This window comes from Halovulum sp. GXIMD14793 (assembly GCF_054457435.1).
Map to the genome: position 1 here is coordinate 63,050 of NZ_JBTLNE010000005.1, position 21,514 is coordinate 84,563.

Below are 21,514 nucleotides of genomic sequence, written 5' to 3' on the forward strand. Positions count from 1 at the left end.
GGCCGGTCAGAGCAAGATCGAATGACTGTGGCCGTAGCAGCAGACAGTAGGTCGATAGTGGTAACGTAGCGAGGCGAAGTATCGGGATATTGTCAGGAAATACAAGTGAATAAGTGATGACACTGTGCGGATATGCTGGTGTTCATCGCGGTATTGTGATCAAAGTTATAAACAAGACTTCTGATTTAAGGCCTCGTTCCTGAATTTTTCTTTCCGGACGCGTTCGCAATTCCGCGTCTTTTCGGTCAGGCCAGGGTCCGCCCGCGCCTTGCCGGGTGTTGCGCCCGGTATACCTCAGATGCGCATGCGGGGCACGTCCATCGGATCAAGCCGCAGCTCGATCAAAACGGGCCGCTTTCGCGTCGGAAGCTCCCTGAGCACATCTTCCAGCTGCGCTTCCGAGCGCACCTCAAACCCATCGCCGCCAAGCGATCTTGCAATGCCAGCGAACGACGGCCAGTGGAATTCTGACAGGCTGGGGTCCATTTTGCGGTCCACAAACTGGATATGCTCCGCCCCATAGGCAGAATCGTTTGCGATGATGACGATCAGATCAAGGCCAAGGCGCACTGCGGTGTTGAACTCATTAATGCCGCCCATCATAAAGCCGCCATCGCCACTGAACAGGACAACAGGACGATCCGGGGCGGCCATCCCGGCCCCAATCGCCGATTGAAGGCCCAGGCCAATGGCCCCGAAATTCACGCTGGTGAAAAAACTCTGCGGGTCTGTCACAGACAGACGGCACCAGACCTCGGTCATAAAGCGCCCGCCATCTGTGACCAGAATGCGGTCCGCGGGCAGGTCCTGATCCAGCCGCTTCAGCGCGTGGACATAGTTGATCACGCTATCCTTCGCTTTGGTCGGGGTGACCGGATGCGAGGTCAGCTCTGCCGTTTCCAGATCACGTGTGCCACCGCTGGGCGGAACCTCTGCCTCATCCAGCCAGTAAAGGATGGTTTCTGCCGCCAGCCCCGCATCCGCGACAAGCGCTGCATCCGGGTGTAATCCGCCACCTATCGCGGCCGGATCCGTGTCAATCTGGATGATCCGCTTATCCGTCATCAGCCGCCCGCGATCGGTGGTAAAGTCGTCAAGCGATGTGCCAAAGCAGATGATGCAATCTGACTGACCGATCAGATCATAGGCCGCAGGTGTCGACAGGGTGCCAAATATATCAATGTTATACGGGTGATCACGAAACAGGCCTTTGGCTTTCAGCGTGGTGGCCAGTGGTGCCTCCAGCCGATCTGCCAGTCGGATCAACTGGTCGCGTGCCGGTACAGCACCAGCCCCTGCAAGTACCAGAGGCCGCCGGGCCGAGGCGATCATGCCGATGGCATCGTCCAGTGTGTCATCCTGCGCCACCCCGCCGGGAGCTGTGAACACGTCCAGCACATGCGTCTCTTCGTCCGCCTCCTGCCACATGAAATCGGCTGGCATGTTCAGGACAATCGGCCGGTTCTCGACCTGTGCGCGATAAAATGCCCTCCCCACATCTTCGGCAACCGTTGAGGGCGCACGCAGTTGCTCAAATCCGGCACCTGTGGCTTTAACAAGCTCGCGCTGATCTATGCTCTGCAAGTGACGCGGGTTATCGGCTGGTGTGTCGCCCGCCAGCAGCACCATCTGATTATTGCCGCGCGCCACTTCGGTCAGCGCGGTGATACAGTTGGACAGGGCCGGGCCATGGGTGACGGTCGCTACGCCGACCCTGCCAGAGACATGCGCATAGGCCGCTGCCATCAGGATGGTGCTGCCTTCATGGGCCGCCGGAACGAACGTGCCGCCAAAATCCCGCACAAAGCTGTCCACCATGAACAGATTTGCATCCCCCATCAGGCCGAACATCGTGTCAACACCGTGGTACTTCACTGCGCGTGCGATGGACTGATAGACATGGGTTTTAGGGGTCATATCGGCGAACTCTCGACTTTTTCAAAGCACTATGCAGGCGATTGCGCCTTTGCTCGGGTCGCAATCAGTCTGGGTAGATTAGGCTGGGATGTGGGAAAAATTCTTTCCAATCAGGTTGAGTACCGATATTTAAGCGACAAGCTTATGCTGGTTTTAAGGGTTTTTAGGTGAATTTATGCTCGATAAGTTCGAAAAGCTCATTCTCACGCTGCTACAGCGCAATGGCCGTGCCAGCACGCAAGAAATTTCCGAGGCGGTCGGCTTATCCCCATCGCCCTGCTGGCGCCGCGTCAAACGGCTTGAGGAGGACGGCTTTATCACCCGATACGCCGCCATCCTTGACGGCAAAAAACTTGGACTGACCGCGCTGGCACATATTCAGGTCTCGCTGATTGATTACAGCGAGGCCTCGATCAGCACCTTTCAGGGCTTTGTTGAAAACAGTGAAAATGTGCTGGAATGCGCGTCGATCACCGGCGACTTTGACTTCATCCTGAAAGTCACGGCACGCGATCCTGAAGCGCTGGAAAACTTCATCACGCATCGTTTGCTCAGGCTTGGGGTCGTCAGCAGAACAACGACAATCTTCGTCCTGCGACAGATGAAAATGTCCGGCGTGCTGCCGGTAGGCGATTAAGACCGGGCAGGGATCGCACCTGTGCCCGGGGCTCACTGCCGCGTGCGGCGGCCACGGCGGCGCGGGGTCTCGCCGGTGTTAAAACTGACCGGGGGTAGGGGGGTGACGGCGCGCAGGTGGGGGAAGGGCGCGGTCATGTGGGGGATGTGGCTGGCCTCGACGAAATGTTCCTGAAAGCGCGGCTCGATGGCGGTTTCGATCTTGTGGATGCGGCGGACCAGCGCCTCGATCTCGCGCCGGGACGCGCGGTTCATCAGGGCGATGCGCGCGCCGGTGCCGGCCGCATTCCCGGCCGAGGTGACCTTCTCCGGCTCGCAATCAGGGATCATGCCAAGGATCAGCGCGTGCAGCGGCGAGATATGGGCCCCGAAGGCCCCGGCCAGGATGATCCGGTCCGGGGCATCAACCTCGAACTGGTCCAGCAACAGCCGCGCTCCGGCATAAAGCGCGGATTTGGCCAGCTGTATCTCGCGGATATCCTGTTGTGTCACCTCAATCCGCGGGCCATCCTCGGCCGTGCCGTCATGCAGCAGATAATTGTTCACCCGCCCCTCAGGCTGACACCGCGCCGTGCCGGTCTGCTCGGCCGATCCGATCCGTCCGTCATCGCTGATCAGCCCGGCCTGCCGCATCTCGGCCACCGCTTCGATAATACCGGACCCGCAAATGCCGGTCACGCCGGTGCTTTTGATCGCCTCGGCAAAGCCTGCATCGTCGGACCACAGATCACAGCCGATAACCTGAAAGCGCGGCTCTTTTGTGCCCGGATCAATCCGCACCCGCTCAATCGCGCCAGGGGCGGCACGCTGGCCGGAGCGGATCTGCGCGCCCTCAAACGCTGGCCCGGTGGGAGAGGAACAGGCCAGCACCCTGTCCCGATTGCCCAGCAGAATCTCGGCATTGGTGCCGACATCCGCGATCAGCACCAGATCGTCCGACAGATGCGGTGCCTCGGACAGGGCAACCGCCGCCGCATCAGCGCCGACATGGCCTGCGATACAAGGCAGGATATAAAGCCGGGCACGGTGATGCAGGTTCAGGCCAGCCTCAGCCGCGCGCATCGTCACGGCCTCAGAGGTGACCAGCGCAAACGGCGCTTGCCCCAGCTCCGTCGGATCAAAGCCCAGAAACAGATGGTGCATGATCGGGTTGCCGACCAGCACCGCCTCCATCACCATGGCAGGGTCAATCCCGGCCTCTGACGCCAGATTATGCGCCAGCGTGTCGATGGACCTCTGCACGGCCTCAGTCATCTCGACATGCCCGCCGGGGTTCTGCATCACATAGGACACACGGCTCATCAGATCTTCGCCAAAGCGGATCTGCGGGTTCATCAGACCGGACGAGGCGATGACCTCCCCCGTTGCCAGATCGCATAAATGCGCCGCAATGGTGGTCGACCCAAGGTCGATGGCCAGACCATAAAGCGCGCCCTCATAGAACCCGGGCCAGACCTGCAAAATCTCCGGCTGCGGCCCGTCGATATGCACCGCGCAGGTCACCGTCCAGTTGCCCTTGCGCAGTGCGCCCTGAAGGTCCGCCAGAACCGGCAGGCCTGCGGTCGCCCCCTCAATCTGCCATTGCGCGGCCAGCGCGGCGCAAACCCGTTCCAGATCGCCCGAGGGTTCGTGCATATCCGGCTCGGCCACCTCGATGAAATAAAGGCGCGTCGCAGGGTCCAGCGTGATATCGCGGGCCTCCGCCCGTTTGCGGACCACCTGCCGGTGCAGCTGGCTTTCGGGCGGAACATCAATCACCAGATCGCCCTGAATGGTCGCCTGACAGCCCAGCCGCCGCCCTTCGATCAGGCCGCGCTTGTCCTGATAGCGCTGCTCAACAGCATTCCATTCCGACAGGGCCTTGGGGGCAGAGGTGACGCCCAGCTTGTCAAACTGCCCAAAGGCGGGCGCAATCTGGCATTTCGAACAGATGCCCCGCCCGCCGCAAACGCTGTCCAGATCAACGCCCAGCTGCCGCGCGGCGGTCAGAACCGGCGTGCCGCTGGCAAATCGCCCCCGCTTGCCCGAGGGCTGAAAGATGACAAGATGGTCGTCCGCCATTCAGCCGCGCCGCCGCCTGCGACCCTCGCGCCGTCCGGCCCCGGCCCCGCCTGCGGCATCACCCGCCGGTTTGTTGGCCGCAATCCAGGCACCGCCATGAGGGTCGTTGTTCATCAACAGGTTAGCGGCGCGGATCGCCTCCATCTCTTGTGGACGTACCGGGTTCATAATGGCCGAGGTCATGCCCGAGGCAATCGCCATCGGCAGGAAGGTCGCGTTGATGCCGTGCCGGTTCGGCAACCCGAATGAAACGTTGGACGCCCCGCAGGTCGTATTCACCCCCAACTCATCGCGCAGCCGCCGGACTAGGGTGAACACCTGCAAACCAGCGGTCGCCATCGCCCCGATCGGCATGACCAGCGGATCAACCACGATGTCATGCGCCGGGATACCGAAATCCGCGGCACGCTCCACAATCTTCTTGGCCACGGCGAAGCGGACGTCCGGGTCCTCGGAAATACCCGTGTCATCATTGGAAATCGCCACCACAGGCACGTTGTACTTCTTGACCAGCGGCAGAACCCGCTCCATCCGCTCTTCTTCCCCAGTGACGGAGTTCAGCAGCGGCCGGCCCTTGGCAACCTCAAGCCCGGCTTCCAGTGCCTCGGGCACGGAACTGTCGATGCATAGCGGCACATCGACCAGCTCCTGCACGGTTTCGATCAACTGGCGCATCAGGGGCGGCTCGACAAAATTGTTGTCGGCATAGCGCGGGTCTTCGGCCATCTTGTTCTTGAACACCGCACCCGAATTGATGTCGAGCATGCTCGCCCCGCATTTCACCTGCTCCAGCGCGTCCCCCTCAACGGTCGAGAAATCCCCGACCTCCAGCTGTTCGGCCAGGATCTTGCGCCCGGTGGGGTTGATCCGCTCACCGATCACGCAAAACGGCTCGTCAAAGCCGATGGTCAGTGTGCTTGATTTGGATTCAACGATCGTGCGGGTCATCTAAATATCCTTGTCTAGGGCGCGGTCAGGGCTGTTCAGCCCAGCCATGGTTTTCGATCAGCTGCTTGATCCTGTCAGTGTCGTATTCTGCCTCAAGCCGGGCCGCTTCGGCATTTGCGACATCCTGCGCGTCACCCTCGACCTCGAACGGATCGCCTTTGCGCCACTCTTCCAGATAGGCGTCAGTGCCTGCGGCGCCAGACTTCATCGCCGCCCGGTCGATGCTTTGCTCAAACCGCTCCGCCAAAGGGCGTTTCAACGCACGGCGTCCGGTGCCGACGATGACCTGCGCCGGAATATCGCGCCAGAAAACGATGGTAACGAGGGGCATATCCTGTCCTGTCCGCAAGGGGTTGGACACCGCAAATGCCACGCTGGCCCCGGCGCTGCAACCTAAGATCGGTAGGATTATCCACAATTGCAGTTTGCTGGCGGGCCGTTTTGGTATATTCTTAGCGCCAGCGAAATGCTTTGACGGTAGGAACCGACGCTATGACTGATACAAACCCAGCGGATGCTTCATCCGCGACACTCTCATTTGAATTCTTCCCCCCGCAATCGACCGAAGCAACCTTGCGTCTGTGGCGCTCTGTTGAACGGCTGGCACCTTTGTCGCCGCGCTTTGTGTCGGTGACCTACGGGGCAGGGGGCACGACCCGCGACCGCACCCATGCGGCGATCCGCACCATTCAGGACCGGGCGCATCTGCCGGTGGTGGCGCATCTGACCTGTGTCGGCGCCAGCCGCGAGGAAACGCTGGCGGTCGCCAAGGATTATGCCGCAACCGGCGTGCAGCGCATCGTTGCCCTGCGCGGCGACCCGCCCAAGGGCACGGGCAAGTTTGTCGCCCATCCCGACGGCTTCACCGGGGCTGAGGAACTGGTGCGCGGCCTGTCCGATCTGGGCCTGAAAACCACCGTCGCGGCCTATCCCGAAACCCATCCGGAGGCGACCAGTGCGGATGCCGATATCGACGCGCTGAAGCGCAAACTGGACGCGGGTGCGGATGAGGCATTGACGCAATTCTTCTTCCAGACCGAAACCTTCCTTCGGTTCCGCGACCGCGCGGCAGCGGCGGGCATCACCGCCCCGATCCATCCCGGCATCTTCCCGATCGAAAATTTCGAGAAAGCCGCCAAATTCGCCGAAGGCTGCGGCGCAACCGTGCCGGATTGGATGCGCAACGCCTTTGGCAATGTGCAATCGGACGAGGATAACACCCTGCTGGCCACCTCCATTGCCACAGAACAATGCGACTGGCTGCTGCGCGAAGGCGTGAACCACCTGCATTTCTTCACCCTGAACAAGCCTGACCTGACTTATAACATCGCTCGCGCCTTGGGATATGCCATCGCACCCTTAGCCGCGACTGCCGGGGGCAGCATCGCCTAAAGGACTGTCGGTGTTGGCTTGCCACGCCACCATCGCCGATGTAGCCTTTGTGCCAAGTACCCCGTCATCAAGGACGGGGCCAAGGTTTGGTAGACAATGGCGCAGGACGACGCGTTTCCTGCGCAGAACATATCCACCCGCTCCGCCAAGCGCAGGAGCGGTGGCTCTGCGCAGGCGGGGGGCGATTTGTTCGCCGCTCTCGATCTGGGCACGAATTCGTGCCGTATGTTGATTGCGCGCCCTGATGGCGCGCATTTCAGGATTGTTGACGCATTTGCCAAGTCGGTGCGTCTTGGGTTTGATCTTGAACGCACCGGCGGGCTCAGCCGCTCGTCGGTGGAACGCACCATTCGTGCGCTGCAGGTCTGTGCGGGCAAGCTGAAAAAGCTGAATGTCCACCATTCCCGCCTTGTCGCGACCGAGGCTTGCAGACGCGCGCGCAACGGTCGCTCTTTTCTGGAGCAGGTCGAGAAGCGCACCGGACTGGAGCTGGAGCTTATCCCCCCCGAGGAAGAGGCCCGCCTTGCGGTGATTTCCTGCGCCTCTCTGGTCCATAAATCCGCCGATCATGTTATGGTTTTCGACATTGGCGGCGGCTCGACCGAACTGGTCTGGATCGACGTGTCGGACATCGAACCGAAAAAGCGCGCCGAAGCCGTGATGCAACTGTCCATGCGCCCTGACAAGGACCACCGCCCCCGGCGCGGCGCGCGGGCCAAAATCGTCGACTTCATTTCTGTGCCGCTTGGCGTCGCTACGCTGCATGAACGCTTCAACGATGTTGAGGATGAACCGGGCCGCTTCGCCCTGATGTCCTGGTTCTTCGAAGAACAACTGGCGAAATTCCAGCCCTATATGGATTTGAACGTGCTCGACGGTGTGAACGGATTTCAGATGATCGGCACCTCGGGCACGGTCACAACCATTGCCGCCGCCCATCTGGGCCTAAAGCGCTATGACCGGCGCAAGGTCGATGGCATCACCCTGACCGAGGCGCAGATTGATGCGGTGATCTCGCGTCTTATGGGGCAGGGGGCGGACGGGCGGCACCGTGATCCGGCCATCGGACGCGACCGGGCCGAAATGATCATGTCAGGTGCCGCCATCCTGCAAACCTTGCTGCGGCTCTGGCCGACAGATCGCCTGGGGGTCGCGGATCGCGGCCTGCGCGAGGGGATCCTTTATTCAATGATGAACGCCCAGGGCGTGCTGCATCCGGAGGGAACAGATGGCTGAACGGCGCGGATCAGGACGCGGACAGCGGGACTTGCGGGTGCGGGTCAAGACCGCCAAGGGCCGCAAGCTCAGTTCCACCCTCTGGCTGGAACGCCAGTTGAACGACCCGTATGTGCGCCGCGCCAAGGCCGAAGGCTATCGCGGCCGCGCCGCCTATAAGATTGCCGAGCTTGACGACAAGTTCCGGTTCCTCGTGCCCGGCGCGCGTGTGGTTGATCTGGGAGCAGCCCCCGGTGGCTGGAGCCAGATCGCCGTCAAACGCGTCAATGCGCTGGGGGAAAAATCTGGCAAGGCGCGCGGCACCGTTCTGGGCATCGACCTGCAAGAGATGGAGCCGATCCCCGGCGCGGACCTGCATGTGCTGGACTTTCTTGAGGAAGGCGCGGATGACCGCATCCGCGACTGGCTGGGCGGTCCGGCAGATGTCGTGATCTCTGATATGGCAGCGGCGTCCTCCGGCCACAAACAGACCGACCATCTGCGCATCATGGCGCTGGTCGAGGCCGCGATTGAAATGGCCGAGGATGTGCTCTCTCCCGGCGGCACCTTTGTCGCCAAAGTCTTGGCCGGCGGGGCCGAGGCGGATCTTGTCGCGCGCCTGAAACACGGCTTCACCAAGGTCACCCATGTCAAACCGCCTGCCAGCCGTGCCGACAGCTCTGAAAAATTCGTCGTGGCGCTTGGGTTCAAAAAACCGCAGGACCCGAAGGATAACGTCTAGCGCCAGGGTCGCCAGCGCATAACATCCCGCAACCGCCCGGGTGTTGGCTGTCCCGGTGGCCGCAAAAAAGTAACGCCTGAAAGCGTTGCGATCCGGGCAACCTCCCGCTCGTAATCATCCGTAAACTGCGCCGCTTCCTCAGGCGTCCAAAGCGAGTACCGCGACTTGCCCCCCTGATCCGCGAAACGTGCTCGGACCGCGCGGATCGCACGAACCCGCTCCTTCCCGCTTTTGCTGTTCCGGATCGCCAGCAGCTTTTCGATGGCCTCGCCGGGCAGCGCCGCACGAACCACCGCCTCCGGCGGGTCGATGGGAAGCGGTACGTTATTGCAAAGCTGGCGCATGACCGTCGGCTGCAGCGCCTCGAAATCCTCATAGCGCCAGACGGTCAGCGGCGCGTCGGGAAAGGCGCTGCGGATCCCCCGGATCACCGGCATCCAGCTTGGACGGTTCTGCAGCCAAACCGCGCGGATCGCACTCAGGTCCAGATCGCCGTCGCCACGTGGGGAGGCCGCCAAATCAGCCAACAGCGAACTGGCCCAGGCACCGGGATCACGGATCGCAAGGAACAGACGCAGTGATTGCCCCTCAACCGCGCTGCCCAGCAAGGTCAGGTACTTCTCGATATAAAGATCAAGCCGCCCCTTTCCCAATGCCCGCCCGGCGGCCGAGAGGAGGGTTTCGTCCGACAGCAGCACGGTATGCATCCCCTCTGCTTCGGCACCCTGCATCAAATCTTTCAGCCAGACCCGCGCCTGCTCACGGGACGCCGCAAGCGCAGGCTCCGGATTTTTAAGCGGCAGCCCAAAAGCCATCGGGTCCTTGAAGTTTTGCCGGATCGTCTTTGGCGTCTCGAGCCAGACACCCGCCTCGCGCAAGGGCAGGTCATTTGCACTCAGCCATTTCTGCATAAAGGAGGTCGCAGTTTTATGCGCGCCAAGATGCAGATGCAGGACCGGTGCTGTGGTCAAGCCGTATCCTCATCGCCCCTGGGATCAAACGAAGGCAGTCGTCGGCCCAGAATATGATCAGCCGCTTTCTCTCCGACCATGATCGAGGGCGCATTGATATTGCCATTGGTCACCCTGGGAAAGATCGAGCTGTCAGCAACCCGCAATCCCTCAACCCCGATCACCCGGCAGTCCGGGTCGACCACCGCCATCGCGTCACTGGCCGCCCCCATCCGGCAGGTGCCGCAGGGGTGATACGCGCTTTCCGCATGCGCGCGGATCACCGCATCCAGCGCCTCATCGCTCTGCTCGGCCGCACCGGGCAGAATCTCCGCCCCGCGATATGGGGCAAAGGCAGGCTGCGCAAAGATCTCGCGCACCATGCGGATGCCCCGACGAAAATCGATCCAGTCCTGCGGGGTGCTCATATAGTTGAACCGGATTTCCGGGGCCTCCGCCGGGTCGGTCGAACGCAAAGCGACAGAGCCGCGCGAGGCGGACCGCATCGGCCCGACATGCGCCTGAAACCCGTGCCCCTCTGCCACGGCCTTGCCGTCATACCGCACCGCGAAGGGCAGGAAATGCATCTGGATATCGGGATAAGGCACATCCGGGGCGCTGCGCAGGAAAGCGCAGGCATCAAACTGGTTCGACGCCCCCAGCCCGCTGCGCGTCAACAGCCATTGCGCCCCGGCCATCGCTTTGCCGATCAGGTTCCAATGCTTATAAAGCGTGATCGGCTGGGTACAGGCCTGCTGCACATAAAGCTCCAGATGATCCTGCAGATTTTGCCCGACACCGGGACGATCCGCGACCAGCGGAATATGATGACGCGCCAGATGTGCGGCGGGTCCGATCCCGGACAACATCAAAAGCTTGGGCGAATTAAAGGCCGAGGCTGCAACGATCACCTCGCGTCGTGCCTTGACAACCTGCACCTTGCCGCGCATCGCCACCTCGACCCCGGTGGCCCGCGTCCCGCTAAAGATAATTTTGCGGGCCAAGCCCCGCACAAGGCGCAGGTTGAACCGGCGCAAGGCAGGCTTCAGATAGGCATTGGCCGTCGACCAGCGCCGCCCCTTCCAGACGGTTCGCTCAAAAACCGCAACGCCCTCCTGATCGACGCCATTGTAATCCTCGGTATGCGGATAACCGGCCTGCTGCCCGGCAGCGATGAACGCATCGGGCAACGGGGCAGACACACCCCGTGTGATGTGCAGCGGCCCGTCCGTTCCGCGCACCGCGCTTTGCCCGCCATGCCAATGCTCCATCCGCTGGAAATAGGGCAGCACATCCGCCGCCCCCCAACCGCTTGCTCCGCTTTGCGCCCAGTGGTCAAAATCCGCCGCCGCCCCGCGCACATAGACCATCCCGTTGATCGAGGATGTCCCCCCAATCACCTTGCCCCGCGGACAGGCCATGCGCCGCCCGTCCAGATGCGGCTCCGGCTCGGTCTGATAGCCCCAGTCATAGCGCGCCATATTCATCGGATAGGATAAGGCACCGGGCATCTGAATAAACGGCCCCGCATCGCTGCCGCCTGCCTCGATCACGATCGCCGAATGCCCGGCCTCGCCCAGCCGATAGGCCAATGCGGCACCCGCCGATCCCGATCCGACAATGACATAATCCGCGATACTCATACCTGGTCCCGAAACCTCTTTGGCATTTCCATGACACTCAGCCATACTCTGGTCAGAGAATCTCTGTGCCCCATTGGCGCAGGAAAATCCATCCGGGAGAGAATAGAATGTTTCGCACCACCGCCACACTGGCCCTGTCACTGACAGCCGCAACCTGTTTCGCCGCGTGTGAGGAGGTGACGTTTTCCGATGTGGGCTGGACCGACATCACCGCCACCACGGCGGCAACCAAGACCGTGCTGGAGGCCCTGGGCTATGATGTTGACGTCAAGGTGCTGTCTGTGCCCATCACCTATGCGTCGATGAAGACCGGTGATATCGACGTTTTCCTGGGCAACTGGATGCCAACGATGGAGGCCGACATCGCCCCCTACCGCGACGAAGGCACCGTTGATACCGTGCGGGCCAATCTTCAGGGCGCAAAATATACACTGGCCGTGAACAAGGCCGCTGCCGATCTCGGCATCGCCGATTTCGCGGATATCGCCGCCCAAAGCGAGGCCCTTGATGGCAAAATCTACGGCATTGAGCCGGGCAATGATGGCAATCGCCTGATCATGGATATGATCGAGGCGGACGCGTTCGGCCTGTCCGGCTTCGAGGTTGTCGAAAGCTCCGAACAGGGCATGCTGGCGCAGGTCGACCGCGCCTCCAAACGCGGCGAGCCGATCGTGTTCCTGGGCTGGGAGCCGCATCCGATGAATGCCAATTACGAGATGTCCTATCTGACCGGCGGGGATGACTATTTCGGCCCCGATCTGGGTGGCGCAACCGTCTATACCAATACTCGCGCGGGCTTTGCCGTCGAATGCGCAAATGTCGGCACATTGCTGAACAATCTCGAATTTACCCTGGCGATGGAAAACGAGATCATGGGCGCGATCCTGAATGACGGCACCGACCCGGATGAGGCCGCCACGGCCTGGCTCAAGGCCAATCCCGGCGTGCTGGATGGCTGGCTGAAGAATGTGACCACCATGGATGGCGGCGACGGGATGGCTGCGGTTAAGGCGCGCCTCGGCCTCTGAGACCCCTGACTGGTGGAGTGGCTCGAAGACCAAAAAATCCCTGTTGGTAAATGGGCTGAAGCCGGGTTCGACTGGCTTCAGCTGCATTTTTCATGGCTGTTTGATGGCCTTGCCGCAGGCTTCGAATGGGTGATTGATGCGATCTTGTGGGTGTTGCAAACACCGCACCCGCTGATCGTCATCGCGGCCCTTGCGGTGCTGGCCTGGGGGCTGCAGCGCCGTGTGCTGCCGGTGGTCATGGTCGTGCTCGGCGCGCTTTTCATCATCAATCAGGGCTATTGGGAGGAAACCACCGAAAGCCTGACCCTGGTGATCTGCGCCTGTATCCTATGTATGGGGATCGGCGTGCCCATCGGCATCTGGGCGGCGCACCGCCCCCGGGTCTATGCGATGATGCAACCCATTCTTGACCTGATGCAAACGCTGCCCGCCTTCGTCTATCTGATCCCGGCCATTATCCTTTTTGGCCTTGGCATGGTGCCCGGCCTGATTGCTACGGCGATCTTCGTGCTGCCTGCGCCGATCCGCCTGACGCATCTGGGGGTCTCCTCTACCCCTCAGGCGCTGCTGGAAGCGGCCGAGGCCTTCGGCGCAACCCCGCGTCAGAAGCTCTGGAAAGTAGAACTCCCCTATGCCCGCCCTCAGATTATGGCGGGCCTGAACCAAACCATCATGCTGTCCCTGTCGATGGTGGTGATCGCAGCACTTGTCGGCGCCGACGGGCTGGGCGTGCCGGTGGTGCGTGCGCTGAATTCGGTCAACACGTCCCTGGGCTTTGAAAGCGGCTTCGTCATCGTCGTCGTCGCCATCATGCTGGACCGCATGCTGCGGGGCCGGACATGAGCGCGGTGATCTTCGATGCTGTCTCCATCATCTTCGGCAACGCGCCCGAACAGGCCCTGCCACTGATGGATCAGGGCCAGGACCGCGAGGCGGTCCGTGACGCCACCGGTCAGGTACTGGGTGTGCATAATTGCTCCCTGACGGTCGAGGCCGGTGAGATTCTGGTGCTCATGGGCCTGTCGGGATCGGGAAAATCGACATTGCTGAGGGCGGTCAACGGCCTGAACCCGGTGGTCCGGGGTAGTGTTTCCGTCATGGCGGGTGGTGACATGGTCGATGTGACACAGGCCGATGCCAAAACCCTGCGACGCCTGCGGGGCCAGACAATTTCCATGGTGTTCCAGCAATTCGGCCTGCTGCCCTGGCGCAATGTGCTCGACAATATCGCGCTTGGTCTGGAGCTGTCAGGCATGCCCAAAGCGGAAAGACTGAAGCGGGCCGAGGCACAGCTGGATCTTGTCGGCCTCAGCGGCTGGGGCCACTGCCGCTATGACGAATTGTCTGGCGGAATGCAGCAACGCGTCGGCTTGGCACGAGCCTTCGCCACCGACGCCCCGATCCTGCTGATGGACGAACCCTTTTCAGCCCTCGACCCGCTGATCCGCACCAAATTGCAGGACGATCTGCTGGACCTGCAAAACCGTCTGGGCCGGACGATCATCTTTGTCAGCCATGACCTCGACGAAGCCTTCAAACTCGGCAACCGCATCGCTATCATGGAAGGCGGCCGCATCGTGCAATGCGGCACCCCCGCCGAGATCATCCGCGCGCCCGCAAACACCTATGTCGCCGATTTCGTCGCCCACATGAACCCGCTCGCCGTCCTGCGCGCCGCAGACGCCGCCCGCCCTGACGGAGACCAAAGCGGATGCGCAACCACCGTTCCCGCCGAAACCCCGCTGCGCGACCTGATGCCCCAACTCAGCAACGGAGACCGCCTTGCTGTGCGCGCAAAAAACAACAAGTTCATGGGCATAATCTCAGCAGAAGACGTGCTTGCCGCCCTGTCGCGCGGCAATAGCTGACGCAAATACCGCGCTTTCCAAATGGCCCTTACGGGCCATGCCTCCGGCGGGGATATTTGAAGAACAATGAAGGGGAGACCCCGCGCATCCCCTTCATTGTTCCATAAATATCCGCCCCCGGCAGGGGTGTCGGGCGCTCAGTTTTGGCGCGCAGCGTCGATCAGGGGTTTAAAACGGGTGTCAAAGATTTGTTGCGTCACGGGGCCCGGAAAGCGCAGCAGGACTTTGCCATTGCGGTCGATCAGATAAGTTTCCGGGACGCCATACACGCCCCAGTCCAGACCGCTCCGCCCGTTTCGGTCACTCAGCACCGTGACGTAAGGATCACCCAGTTCGGCCAGAAACCGTTCCGCGTTCGCCGGATCATCTTTGTAGTTGATGCCGATCACGGTCATGCCATTTGCGGCCAGCCGGGTCAGAACCGGATGCTCGATCCGGCACGGTCCGCACCAGCTGGCCCAGAAGTTGACCAGCGTGACCTCCGATCCAGCATAAGGTGCCGCGGCGGGCTCGGGCCGATTGCCCAATGGCGTTGCTGGCAGGGCAGGGGGGGTGCGTCCGACCAGTTGCGAGGGCAACTCGTTCGGGTTGTCCCGGCCCAGCCCGAGAATAAAGGCCGCCCCCAGTCCCAGAAAGACCAGTGGAGGCAGCAGCAAAAGCCAGTTGAAGCGGCGTTCAGCCATCGCGCTCTGCTTCCATCCGGGCCAGTTCCGCGCACATCTTTCGGGCGCGCCGCAGGCTTATCCAGACCAGCCCACCCAACATCGCAAGGCTTGCACCATAAGAGGCGAGTATCTCAACAGAGTGTTTACCCAGATCAACCATCACGACCTCTGTGCGGCCCTAGCCGCCAACGCTTCGATACGTTTGGCCCGGATCTCTGTGCGGGTGCGCAGCAGCACAAGGGCCAGAAACAACAGCATCATCCCCATCAAAGAGATCACAAGCGGGAAATAATACACATTTGCAATATGTGTTTCCTTGTCCAAAGACATCGACGCATCCTGATGCAGCCCCTGATTCCAGAACAGCACCGCATAGCGCGACAGCAGGGCAAAGACCGAGCCGACCATGCAGGTGATCGCTGTGAGGTCTGCGGCTTTCTCGCTATCCTCAACCGCTTCCCAAAGCGCCATATAGCCGAGGTAAAACAGGAACAGGATCAGGAATGAGGTCAGTCGCGGATCCCACTCCCACCAGGTATTCCATGTCGGCTGCCCCCAGATCGCCCCGGTGATCAGTGCAATAACCGTCATCACGGCACCCACAGGGGCCGCTGCGCGCGCAGCCAGCGCCGAGACGTGATGCCGCCGGATAAACCAGATCAGCGATGTCACCAGCATCATTGCCCAGGCATTGACTGCCATGGTCGCGGTGGGAACGTGCAGAAAGATGATTTTGACTGTCGCGCCCATCTCGCTGTCAGGCGGGGTGAAAAAGAACCCCCAAATCAGGCCGGTTGTCAGTGTTAGTGCGGTCATCACCCAAACGATCGGCAACACATGCCCTGACAGGCGCATGAACTCAACAGGGTTTGCATATCTCCAAAGTGACATGACGCCTTAGGTAGCCTGCGCCGCGCCATACTGCAATCGGTGTTGACGCGCTGTAGATGCATGTGACGCAATTTTGAGGTAACATATTAAAATGCCATTCATCCTGGCAATGCATGGCTCCTTCCCGACCCTCCAAAATCGGAAAGGAGCCTGCTGCGGTTGACTATTCCGCAGGTTCCTCGATCACGCCGCTGTCAAGCGCGACAGCAAGCTCAGTTTCATCAATCAGATTGTCGTCGTTTGTATCGATCACGCTGAAAGTCTCATCTGTGAGATCGGGGTAGAACGCGGACATTTCGTCGAAAGAAATCATGCTGTCATTGTCGGAATCCATTTCCGAAACTGTGACGGCCAAAGCGGGAGCCGCGAACAGAGCAACCAGGATGGCACCAACTGTTATACGACGCATTTTTTGTTCTCCTATGGAATGCTATGGGAAGACAATCTTCTCAAGCCATGCGTAAATCGGTGCGCTCTACGACAGTTTCAAGCCCCTTGAAGGCGGGATAAAATATTTTTTTGCGGGTCTTCGGTGTCTTGTTTTTAGTTGGTAGAATCCGCAACTCCACCACACCGTGCGATGGTCGCAGGTGGGTCGTCAAAAGCCGCCAGGTTGCTTGTGGAAAGGGCGCAGGATGCTCGAAATTTGGGTTCCGTTGCTGGGCGGGTTCATTCTTCTGATTGTGGGTGGCGAGATGCTTGTGCGCGGGGCCGTCCAGGTTGCCGCCGGTCTTGGCGTTTCACCGCTTGTCATTGGGCTGACCCTGGTCGGGTTTGGAACATCGACACCAGAGCTGGTGACATCTGTTCAGGCGGCCTTGGCAGGCTCACCAGGGATCGCTTATGGTAATATCGTCGGCTCCAACATCGCCAACATCCTTCTGATTGCAGGTATCACGGCCATCCTTTCTCCGATCACGATCAAGTCTGTAGCGCTCCGCCGGGACGGGGGCATAATGATCGCATGTGCAATTGTTTTTGCGCTCTTAGCTTCGATGATGCCACTAGGCAGGATGGTCGGGCTATTGTTTGTCGCTGCCCTTGTCGCCTATGTCTATTCCGCCTTTCTTCAGGAAAAGTCAGCAGCCCCATCCGGTCACGGCGCGGTGGTCGAGAAAAGCACCGCGTTGCAGGAAGCCGATCCCGCCCTTCACCCCAAGAAACTTGCCGGGGGATCCCTGACGATTGTCGTCATCACCGCCTTAATAGGCCTTGTCCTTATCATCCTTGGAGGGCGTTTTCTTGTCGATGGTGCGGTGGCGCTGGCGCTTGGATTTGGCGTGTCCGAGACAGTTATCGGATTGACCATAGTCGCCGTCGGCACCTCAATGCCGGAGCTTGTAACATCAATTGTCGCTGGTCTGAAAAAAACAGGGCGATGTCGCTTTCGGCAACATTGTCGGCTCAAACATCTATAATCTTTTGGGTATCGGCGGCGTCACCGCCCTGATCGCCCCTGGGGTGGTTCCTGAAGAAATCGTAAGCTTCGACAATCTGGTCCTTGTCGCTGTGTCGGTGGTGTTCGTGGCATTTGCCTGGACAGGTTTGCGGATCGCCCGGTCGGAAGGGGCCGTCCTGATCGGCGGCTACTGTGTCTATCTTTATGCGCTCTGGCCGTGATCCGTAAAAAGAGCAGCGGTCACCCGCCCGTATGGCTCATATGCCGGGTCATCTGGCCAGCGACGTTCTGGCGGGAATAGTCGAAATCGTGGCCTTTGGGCTTGCGGGCGATGGCGGCGCGGATGGCGCTGTCCAGGCCCGCATTGTCGTCCGAGGCCCGCAGCGCGCCGCGCAGGTCCGCCTCATCCTCCTGGCCAAGACACATATACAGCTGCCCCGTGCAGGTCAGACGCACGCGGTTGCAGTTTTCGCAGAAATTATGGCTTAGCGGCGTGATAAATCCGACGCGCCCACCGGTTTCCTCCACCCGCACATAGCGGGCGGGACCACCGGTATTCAGCGCAAGGTCCGACAGGGTGTAGGCGCTTTCCAGATGCGCGCGCACATCCTTCAGCGACCAGTACTGATCCAGCCGCAGCCCGTCGCCCATATCCTCGCCCATCGGCATGACCTCAATAAAGGTCAGGTCGAAGCCGCGCGCGCCGCACCATTCCACCATCTTCAACGTTTCGTCGTCATTGGTGCCCTTCAGCGCCACCGCATTGATTTTGACCTTCATTCCGGCCTCGACCGCCGCATCAACGCCGTCCATCACCTGCGCAAAGCGGCCCCAGCGGGTGATATCCTTGAACTTCTGCTCATCCAGCGTATCAAGCGAGACATTGACCCGCCTCACCCCGCAATCGGCCAAAGGCCCGGCAAACCGTCGGAGTTGCGAGGCATTGGTGGTCAGCGTCAGCTCATCCAGCTTGCCGCTGGCCAGATGTCGCGACATGGCCTGAAAATATTCCATGATCCCCTTGCGCACCAAAGGCTCGCCACCGGTGATGCGCAGCTTGCGCACGCCCATCTCGACAAAGCGGGTGCACAGCCGGTCCAGATCCTCCAGCGTCAGCAGCTCTTTCTTGGGCAGAAAGGTCATGTTTTCGGACATGCAGTAGACGCAGCGGAAATCGCAGCGATCCGTCACCGAAACCCGAAGGTAGGTGATGGCGCGGTGAAACGGGTCGACAAGGTCGGGTATGGCGGTCATGGCTTCTCCCATCCCGGCTAATCTAGGGAGTAAACTCCGGGTCGGCAAGCGATAGACCCGCCCGATTTCCAAAGCTATGGTTCGCGGCGAAAGGCAGGTGAGATTGACGGACCGATTGATCACGCAACCAACCGACTGGCAGGCGATGCGCGCGGCCTTGAAATGGCCGCGCCCGGCGCAGTTCAATATCGCAGGCGTCACCGTGGATCGCTGGGCGCAAACCGCACCGGATCGGCGGGCGCTGACCTATCTGCATGCGGATGGACAGACGCAGGATTATTCCTATGCCCAACTGTCGCGCGCGGCCAGCCAGTTCGCCAATGTATTGCAGGCCCATGGGGTTGCGCGCGGGGACCGGGTTGCGGTGCTTCTGCCGCAGGTGCCCGAAACCGTTTTGACGCATCTGGCTGCCTATAAGCTGGGCGCGATTGTCGTACCGCTTTTTACCCTATTTGGAGAGGACGGGCTGCAATATCGGCTGGCCGATAGCGGGGCCAGGGCGGTGGTGACCGATCTGGCCAATCTGCCCAAGGTGCAGGCCATCCGGGAAGGGCTGCCGGACCTCAGCGATGTGTTTTCCATCGACGGGCCGGGGCAGGGCGCGCATGGGTTCTGGGACATGCTGGCCGATGCCTCGGATCACTGCCGTACCGCGGACACCAGCCCCGACGATCCGGCCTTTTTGTCCTACACCTCCGGCACAACCGGCCCGCCAAAGGGCGCGTTGCACGGGCATCGGGTCTTGCTGGGGCATCTGCCCGGCGTGGAACTGCATCACAACTTCCTGCCGCAAAAGGGTGATTGCCTGTGGACGCCGGCCGATTGGGCCTGGATGGGGGGGCTGACCAATGTGATGCTGCCCGCCCTTTATTACGGCGTGCCGCTGATTGCGCATCGCATGGCAAAATTCGATCCCGATCATGCCTGGTGGCTGATGGACCATCTGGGCGTGCGCAACACCTTCCTGCCGCCCACGGCGCTGAAACTGATGCGCCAAGGCGGGACCCCCAAACATGCAGCGAACCTGCGCTCGGTCGCCTCGGGCGGGGAAGCGTTGGGCGCTGACCTGCTGGACTGGGGCCGCACCCATCTTGGCACGACCATCAACGAGTTTTACGGCCAGACCGAATGCAACATCATCCTGACCAACTCGCACAGCGTTCTGGATGTGCGCCCCGGCTCTACCGGCAAACCGGTGCCCGGGCATGAGCTGGCCGTGATCGACAACGAGGGCAACCTGCTGGCCCCCGGCCAGACCGGCGAGATTGCCGTGCGCCGCCCCGACCCGGTGATGTTCCTGCGCTACTGGAACCAACAGGAAAAGACGGCTGAAAAGTTCATCGGTGATTGGATGCGCACCGGCGATGAGGGCCATATGGACGAAGACGGCTATTATCATTTCGCCTCGCGCAGCGATGATGTCATCACCTCATCGGGCTACCGTGTTGGCCCGACAGAGATTGAGGAATGCCTGACCGGCCACCCCGATGTAACCATGGCCGGTGTGATCGGCGTGCCCGACCCGGTCCGGACGGAGGCGATCAAGGCCTTTGTCGTCCTGCGCCACGGGGCTTCAATGGATGCACAGGCCCTGATCCAGCGGGTGCGCGACCGCCTGTCCCCACATCTGGCCCCGCGAGAGGTCGAACAGATCGACGCCCTGCCAATGACCGCCACAGGCAAGATCATGCGCCGCGCGTTGAAAGACCTGATATGAGCCATCCGACCCAGACCTTTCGCCTGCGCAGCAGCGGGGCCTGGGGGCTGACCGGGCTGGTGGGGCTTTGTGCGCTGGCGCTGTGCTACATGGTCAGTTTCGGCCCCGGGCAAGCCTATGTGCCAAGCGCAATGGTGCCTGCGGTATGGCTGATCTCGGTCCTGCCGGTGGCCTTGCTGATCTTTCTGTCCCGCCGCGCCCAGCGGCTGGGCTTTGCCACGATCGGCCCGGACGGCCTGCAGCACGGGCTGGCCATGCACAGCGCGATCCCCTGGCATCATCTGGACAGCATCGCCCTTGAAACCCGCCCCGTCGCAGAGGGGCCGGAACACGGGCTGCGCCGGGCCATCCTGCACCTGTCCGGCGGTGACCTGCGGCCCTATGCCCGGGTGCCGCTAAAGGACCCGACCCGTCTGTCGGTGGATGTCGAAGGTGCACGCAAACGCGGCGACAAACCGGATATCGAGGCGCTGATTGCAGCCATCGAAACCTTTCACCCCGTCAGCAGGTGGGCGACATGAAGCGTATTTTTATAGGGCTTGTCACTGCATTCGTGGCCATGCTCGCCCTGATCAGTGGCAGCGCCCTCTGGTTTGCATCGCAAAGCGGACCAGCGCCGAAGGCCGATGCAATCATGGTCCTTGGGGCCGGAATGGATGCGGATGGCCGGTTGCATGCCTCAACCCTGGCCCGCGTTGAAACGGCAGTGAAACTCTATCACCAGGGCGCAGCACCAAAAATCGTCATGACCGGCGGGCGGCTGCGCCCCGAAGGCCCCTCTGCTGGTGGACGCATGGCCAAGCGGGCAATCGCGCTTGGTGTCCCGCCTCAGGCGCTGATATCGGAAACCTATTCCCTGTCGACCCTGCAAAACGCGCTGATGTCAAAACCCTTGATTGAGGATGCCGGGATCACCTCGGTCGTGCTGGTCACCGATGGCTTCCATATGCTGCGGGCGCTCGCCACCATGCGCTGGGTCGGGATCCGGGTTGTCGGCACCCGCGCACCCACCGCGTTCCGCTCTTCCTCCGGCCTGCCGTCCTATATGGTCCTGCGCGAGGTTGTTGCCTGGGGGGCCAACCTTGCGCGCGTTCCGGTCTGGCATATCGGCGGCTGGCTGGGGGTGGATGACGGCACCCGGATGAACTGGCTGCGATAACTCAGACTTTGCCCCACCGCCGGGATCGG

The 21,514-nt window shown here is 61.2% G+C and carries 21 protein-coding genes and 1 pseudogene; 11 read left to right on the top strand and 11 right to left on the bottom strand.

Annotation, left to right across the window (positions count from 1 at the left end):
• Positions 1–294: 294 nt before the first annotated feature.
• Positions 295–1,917 (bottom strand): thiamine pyrophosphate-binding protein, encoded by a 1,623-nt coding sequence (locus ACW9UQ_RS01910; RefSeq protein ID WP_458929302.1) that lies wholly within the window; start codon positions 1,915–1,917, stop codon positions 295–297.
• Between the two features lie 175 nt (positions 1,918–2,092).
• Here ACW9UQ_RS01910 and ACW9UQ_RS01915 point away from each other — a divergent pair, with 175 nt between their 5' ends.
• A complete protein-coding gene (locus ACW9UQ_RS01915) occupies positions 2,093–2,554 on the top strand; it encodes an Lrp/AsnC family transcriptional regulator (protein ID WP_458929303.1) in 462 nt (153 codons plus the stop codon).
• A gap of 32 nt (positions 2,555–2,586) precedes the next feature.
• Here ACW9UQ_RS01915 and ACW9UQ_RS01920 read toward each other — a convergent pair whose 3' ends face one another.
• Genes ACW9UQ_RS01920 through ACW9UQ_RS01930 form a run of 3 tightly spaced genes read right to left on the bottom strand, consistent with a single transcriptional unit; the run spans position 2,587 to position 5,893 of the window.
• Entirely contained in the window at positions 2,587–4,614 is a 2,028-nt protein-coding gene (locus tag ACW9UQ_RS01920; RefSeq protein WP_458929304.1) for an ASKHA domain-containing protein, read from the bottom strand.
• On the bottom strand, positions 4,615–5,562 hold the full coding sequence (locus tag ACW9UQ_RS01925) for a methyltetrahydrofolate cobalamin methyltransferase (RefSeq protein WP_458929305.1): 948 nt from the start codon (positions 5,560–5,562) through the stop codon (positions 4,615–4,617).
• A 25-nt stretch (positions 5,563–5,587) separates the two neighbouring features.
• Positions 5,588–5,893 (bottom strand): virulence factor, encoded by a 306-nt coding sequence (locus ACW9UQ_RS01930; protein WP_458929306.1) that lies wholly within the window; start codon positions 5,891–5,893, stop codon positions 5,588–5,590.
• Between the two features lie 161 nt (positions 5,894–6,054).
• Between ACW9UQ_RS01930 and metF the strand changes: the two genes are divergently transcribed.
• The 3 genes from metF to ACW9UQ_RS01945 all read left to right on the top strand — a co-directional run bounded on the left by metF (position 6,055) and on the right by ACW9UQ_RS01945 (position 8,911).
• Positions 6,055–6,954, top strand: coding sequence for a methylenetetrahydrofolate reductase [NAD(P)H] (metF, locus tag ACW9UQ_RS01935; RefSeq protein WP_458929307.1), 900 nt, complete (start codon positions 6,055–6,057; stop codon positions 6,952–6,954).
• Positions 6,955–7,050: 96 nt separating this feature from the next.
• The gene (locus ACW9UQ_RS01940; RefSeq protein WP_458929308.1) at positions 7,051–8,190 is read left to right on the top strand and encodes a Ppx/GppA phosphatase family protein; all 1,140 of its coding nucleotides are present in this window, start codon (positions 7,051–7,053) and stop codon (positions 8,188–8,190) included.
• The gene (locus ACW9UQ_RS01945) at positions 8,183–8,911 is read left to right on the top strand and encodes an RlmE family RNA methyltransferase (protein WP_458929309.1); all 729 of its coding nucleotides are present in this window, start codon (positions 8,183–8,185) and stop codon (positions 8,909–8,911) included. The genes ACW9UQ_RS01940 and ACW9UQ_RS01945 overlap by 8 nt, the downstream gene beginning before the upstream one ends.
• Here ACW9UQ_RS01945 and ACW9UQ_RS01950 read toward each other — a convergent pair.
• Entirely contained in the window at positions 8,908–9,882 is a 975-nt protein-coding gene (locus tag ACW9UQ_RS01950; RefSeq protein WP_458929310.1) for a hypothetical protein, read from the bottom strand. The genes ACW9UQ_RS01945 and ACW9UQ_RS01950 overlap by 4 nt on opposite strands.
• Positions 9,879–11,504, bottom strand: a complete 1,626-nt coding sequence (gene betA, locus ACW9UQ_RS01955) for a choline dehydrogenase (RefSeq protein WP_458929311.1) — start codon at positions 11,502–11,504, stop codon at positions 9,879–9,881. The genes ACW9UQ_RS01950 and betA overlap by 4 nt, the downstream gene beginning before the upstream one ends.
• Positions 11,505–11,611: 107 nt before the next feature.
• On the opposite strand from betA, the gene ACW9UQ_RS01960 reads away from it, so the two are divergent.
• From ACW9UQ_RS01960 to choV, 3 genes are read left to right on the top strand one after another with little or no spacing between them, the layout of a single operon-like run.
• Entirely contained in the window at positions 11,612–12,532 is a 921-nt protein-coding gene (locus tag ACW9UQ_RS01960) for a choline ABC transporter substrate-binding protein (RefSeq protein WP_458929312.1), read from the top strand.
• A gap of 12 nt (positions 12,533–12,544) precedes the next feature.
• A complete protein-coding gene (gene choW, locus ACW9UQ_RS01965) occupies positions 12,545–13,375 on the top strand; it encodes a choline ABC transporter permease subunit (RefSeq protein WP_458929313.1) in 831 nt (276 codons plus the stop codon).
• Entirely contained in the window at positions 13,372–14,400 is a 1,029-nt protein-coding gene (gene choV / locus ACW9UQ_RS01970; protein ID WP_458929314.1) for a choline ABC transporter ATP-binding protein, read from the top strand. Before choW ends, choV begins: the two co-directional genes overlap by 4 nt.
• A gap of 137 nt (positions 14,401–14,537) precedes the next feature.
• Here choV and ACW9UQ_RS01975 read toward each other — a convergent pair whose 3' ends face one another.
• From ACW9UQ_RS01975 to ACW9UQ_RS01990, 4 genes are all read right to left on the bottom strand, one after another.
• Positions 14,538–15,083 carry a DsbE family thiol:disulfide interchange protein gene (locus ACW9UQ_RS01975; RefSeq protein ID WP_458929315.1) on the bottom strand — a complete coding sequence of 182 codons (546 nt, stop codon included), beginning with the start codon at positions 15,081–15,083 and terminating at the stop codon, positions 14,538–14,540.
• Positions 15,076–15,225 (bottom strand): heme exporter protein CcmD, encoded by a 150-nt coding sequence (gene ccmD, locus ACW9UQ_RS01980; protein ID WP_458929316.1) that lies wholly within the window; start codon positions 15,223–15,225, stop codon positions 15,076–15,078. The genes ACW9UQ_RS01975 and ccmD overlap by 8 nt, the downstream gene beginning before the upstream one ends.
• Positions 15,225–15,956 carry a heme ABC transporter permease CcmC gene (gene ccmC / locus ACW9UQ_RS01985; protein ID WP_458929317.1) on the bottom strand — a complete coding sequence of 244 codons (732 nt, stop codon included), beginning with the start codon at positions 15,954–15,956 and terminating at the stop codon, positions 15,225–15,227. The genes ccmD and ccmC overlap by 1 nt, the downstream gene beginning before the upstream one ends.
• 163 nt (positions 15,957–16,119) lie before the next feature.
• A complete protein-coding gene (locus ACW9UQ_RS01990) occupies positions 16,120–16,365 on the bottom strand; it encodes a hypothetical protein (RefSeq protein WP_458929318.1) in 246 nt (81 codons plus the stop codon).
• Between the two features lie 226 nt (positions 16,366–16,591).
• Between ACW9UQ_RS01990 and ACW9UQ_RS01995 the strand changes: the two are divergent.
• A pseudogene (locus ACW9UQ_RS01995) lies at positions 16,592–17,576 on the top strand (calcium/sodium antiporter).
• 19 nt (positions 17,577–17,595) lie between these two features.
• Here ACW9UQ_RS01995 and moaA read toward each other — a convergent pair.
• Complete coding sequence (gene moaA / locus ACW9UQ_RS02000) at positions 17,596–18,609, bottom strand: GTP 3',8-cyclase MoaA (protein WP_458929319.1); 1,014 nt, start codon at positions 18,607–18,609, stop codon at positions 17,596–17,598.
• 145 nt (positions 18,610–18,754) lie between these two features.
• Between moaA and ACW9UQ_RS02005 the strand changes: the two genes are divergently transcribed.
• The 3 genes from ACW9UQ_RS02005 to ACW9UQ_RS02015 are packed head-to-tail and all read left to right on the top strand — an operon-like array spanning position 18,755 to position 21,485.
• On the top strand, positions 18,755–20,326 hold the full coding sequence (locus ACW9UQ_RS02005) for an AMP-binding protein (protein WP_458929326.1): 1,572 nt from the start codon (positions 18,755–18,757) through the stop codon (positions 20,324–20,326).
• The gene (locus ACW9UQ_RS02010) at positions 20,323–20,847 is read left to right on the top strand and encodes a hypothetical protein (protein ID WP_458929320.1); all 525 of its coding nucleotides are present in this window, start codon (positions 20,323–20,325) and stop codon (positions 20,845–20,847) included. The genes ACW9UQ_RS02005 and ACW9UQ_RS02010 overlap by 4 nt, the downstream gene beginning before the upstream one ends.
• The gene (locus ACW9UQ_RS02015) at positions 20,844–21,485 is read left to right on the top strand and encodes a YdcF family protein (protein WP_458929321.1); all 642 of its coding nucleotides are present in this window, start codon (positions 20,844–20,846) and stop codon (positions 21,483–21,485) included. Before ACW9UQ_RS02010 ends, ACW9UQ_RS02015 begins: the two co-directional genes overlap by 4 nt.
• Positions 21,486–21,514: the final 29 nt, after the last annotated feature.

Bases quoted from the DNA above. Each gene is read 5' to 3' on its own strand.
- ACW9UQ_RS01910 (WP_458929302.1), bottom strand. From the start codon at position 1,917: ATGACCCCTAAAACCCATGTCTATCAGTCCATCGCACGCGCAGTGAAG.
- ACW9UQ_RS01915 (WP_458929303.1), top strand. From the start codon at position 2,093: ATGCTCGATAAGTTCGAAAAGCTCATTCTCACGCTGCTACAGCGCAAT.
- ACW9UQ_RS01920 (WP_458929304.1), bottom strand. From the start codon at position 4,614: ATGGCGGACGACCATCTTGTCATCTTTCAGCCCTCGGGCAAGCGGGGG.
- ACW9UQ_RS01925 (WP_458929305.1), bottom strand. From the start codon at position 5,562: ATGACCCGCACGATCGTTGAATCCAAATCAAGCACACTGACCATCGGC.
- ACW9UQ_RS01930 (WP_458929306.1), bottom strand. From the start codon at position 5,893: ATGCCCCTCGTTACCATCGTTTTCTGGCGCGATATTCCGGCGCAGGTC.
- metF (WP_458929307.1), top strand. From the start codon at position 6,055: ATGACTGATACAAACCCAGCGGATGCTTCATCCGCGACACTCTCATTT.
- ACW9UQ_RS01940 (WP_458929308.1), top strand. From the start codon at position 7,051: ATGGCGCAGGACGACGCGTTTCCTGCGCAGAACATATCCACCCGCTCC.
- ACW9UQ_RS01945 (WP_458929309.1), top strand. From the start codon at position 8,183: ATGGCTGAACGGCGCGGATCAGGACGCGGACAGCGGGACTTGCGGGTG.
- betA (WP_458929311.1), bottom strand. From the start codon at position 11,504: ATGAGTATCGCGGATTATGTCATTGTCGGATCGGGATCGGCGGGTGCC.
- ACW9UQ_RS01960 (WP_458929312.1), top strand. From the start codon at position 11,612: ATGTTTCGCACCACCGCCACACTGGCCCTGTCACTGACAGCCGCAACC.
- choV (WP_458929314.1), top strand. From the start codon at position 13,372: ATGAGCGCGGTGATCTTCGATGCTGTCTCCATCATCTTCGGCAACGCG.
- ACW9UQ_RS01975 (WP_458929315.1), bottom strand. From the start codon at position 15,083: ATGGCTGAACGCCGCTTCAACTGGCTTTTGCTGCTGCCTCCACTGGTC.
- ccmD (WP_458929316.1), bottom strand. From the start codon at position 15,225: ATGGTTGATCTGGGTAAACACTCTGTTGAGATACTCGCCTCTTATGGT.
- ccmC (WP_458929317.1), bottom strand. From the start codon at position 15,956: ATGTCACTTTGGAGATATGCAAACCCTGTTGAGTTCATGCGCCTGTCA.
- ACW9UQ_RS01990 (WP_458929318.1), bottom strand. From the start codon at position 16,365: ATGCGTCGTATAACAGTTGGTGCCATCCTGGTTGCTCTGTTCGCGGCT.
- moaA (WP_458929319.1), bottom strand. From the start codon at position 18,609: ATGACCGCCATACCCGACCTTGTCGACCCGTTTCACCGCGCCATCACC.
- ACW9UQ_RS02005 (WP_458929326.1), top strand. From the start codon at position 18,755: ATGCGCGCGGCCTTGAAATGGCCGCGCCCGGCGCAGTTCAATATCGCA.
- ACW9UQ_RS02010 (WP_458929320.1), top strand. From the start codon at position 20,323: ATGAGCCATCCGACCCAGACCTTTCGCCTGCGCAGCAGCGGGGCCTGG.
- ACW9UQ_RS02015 (WP_458929321.1), top strand. From the start codon at position 20,844: ATGAAGCGTATTTTTATAGGGCTTGTCACTGCATTCGTGGCCATGCTC.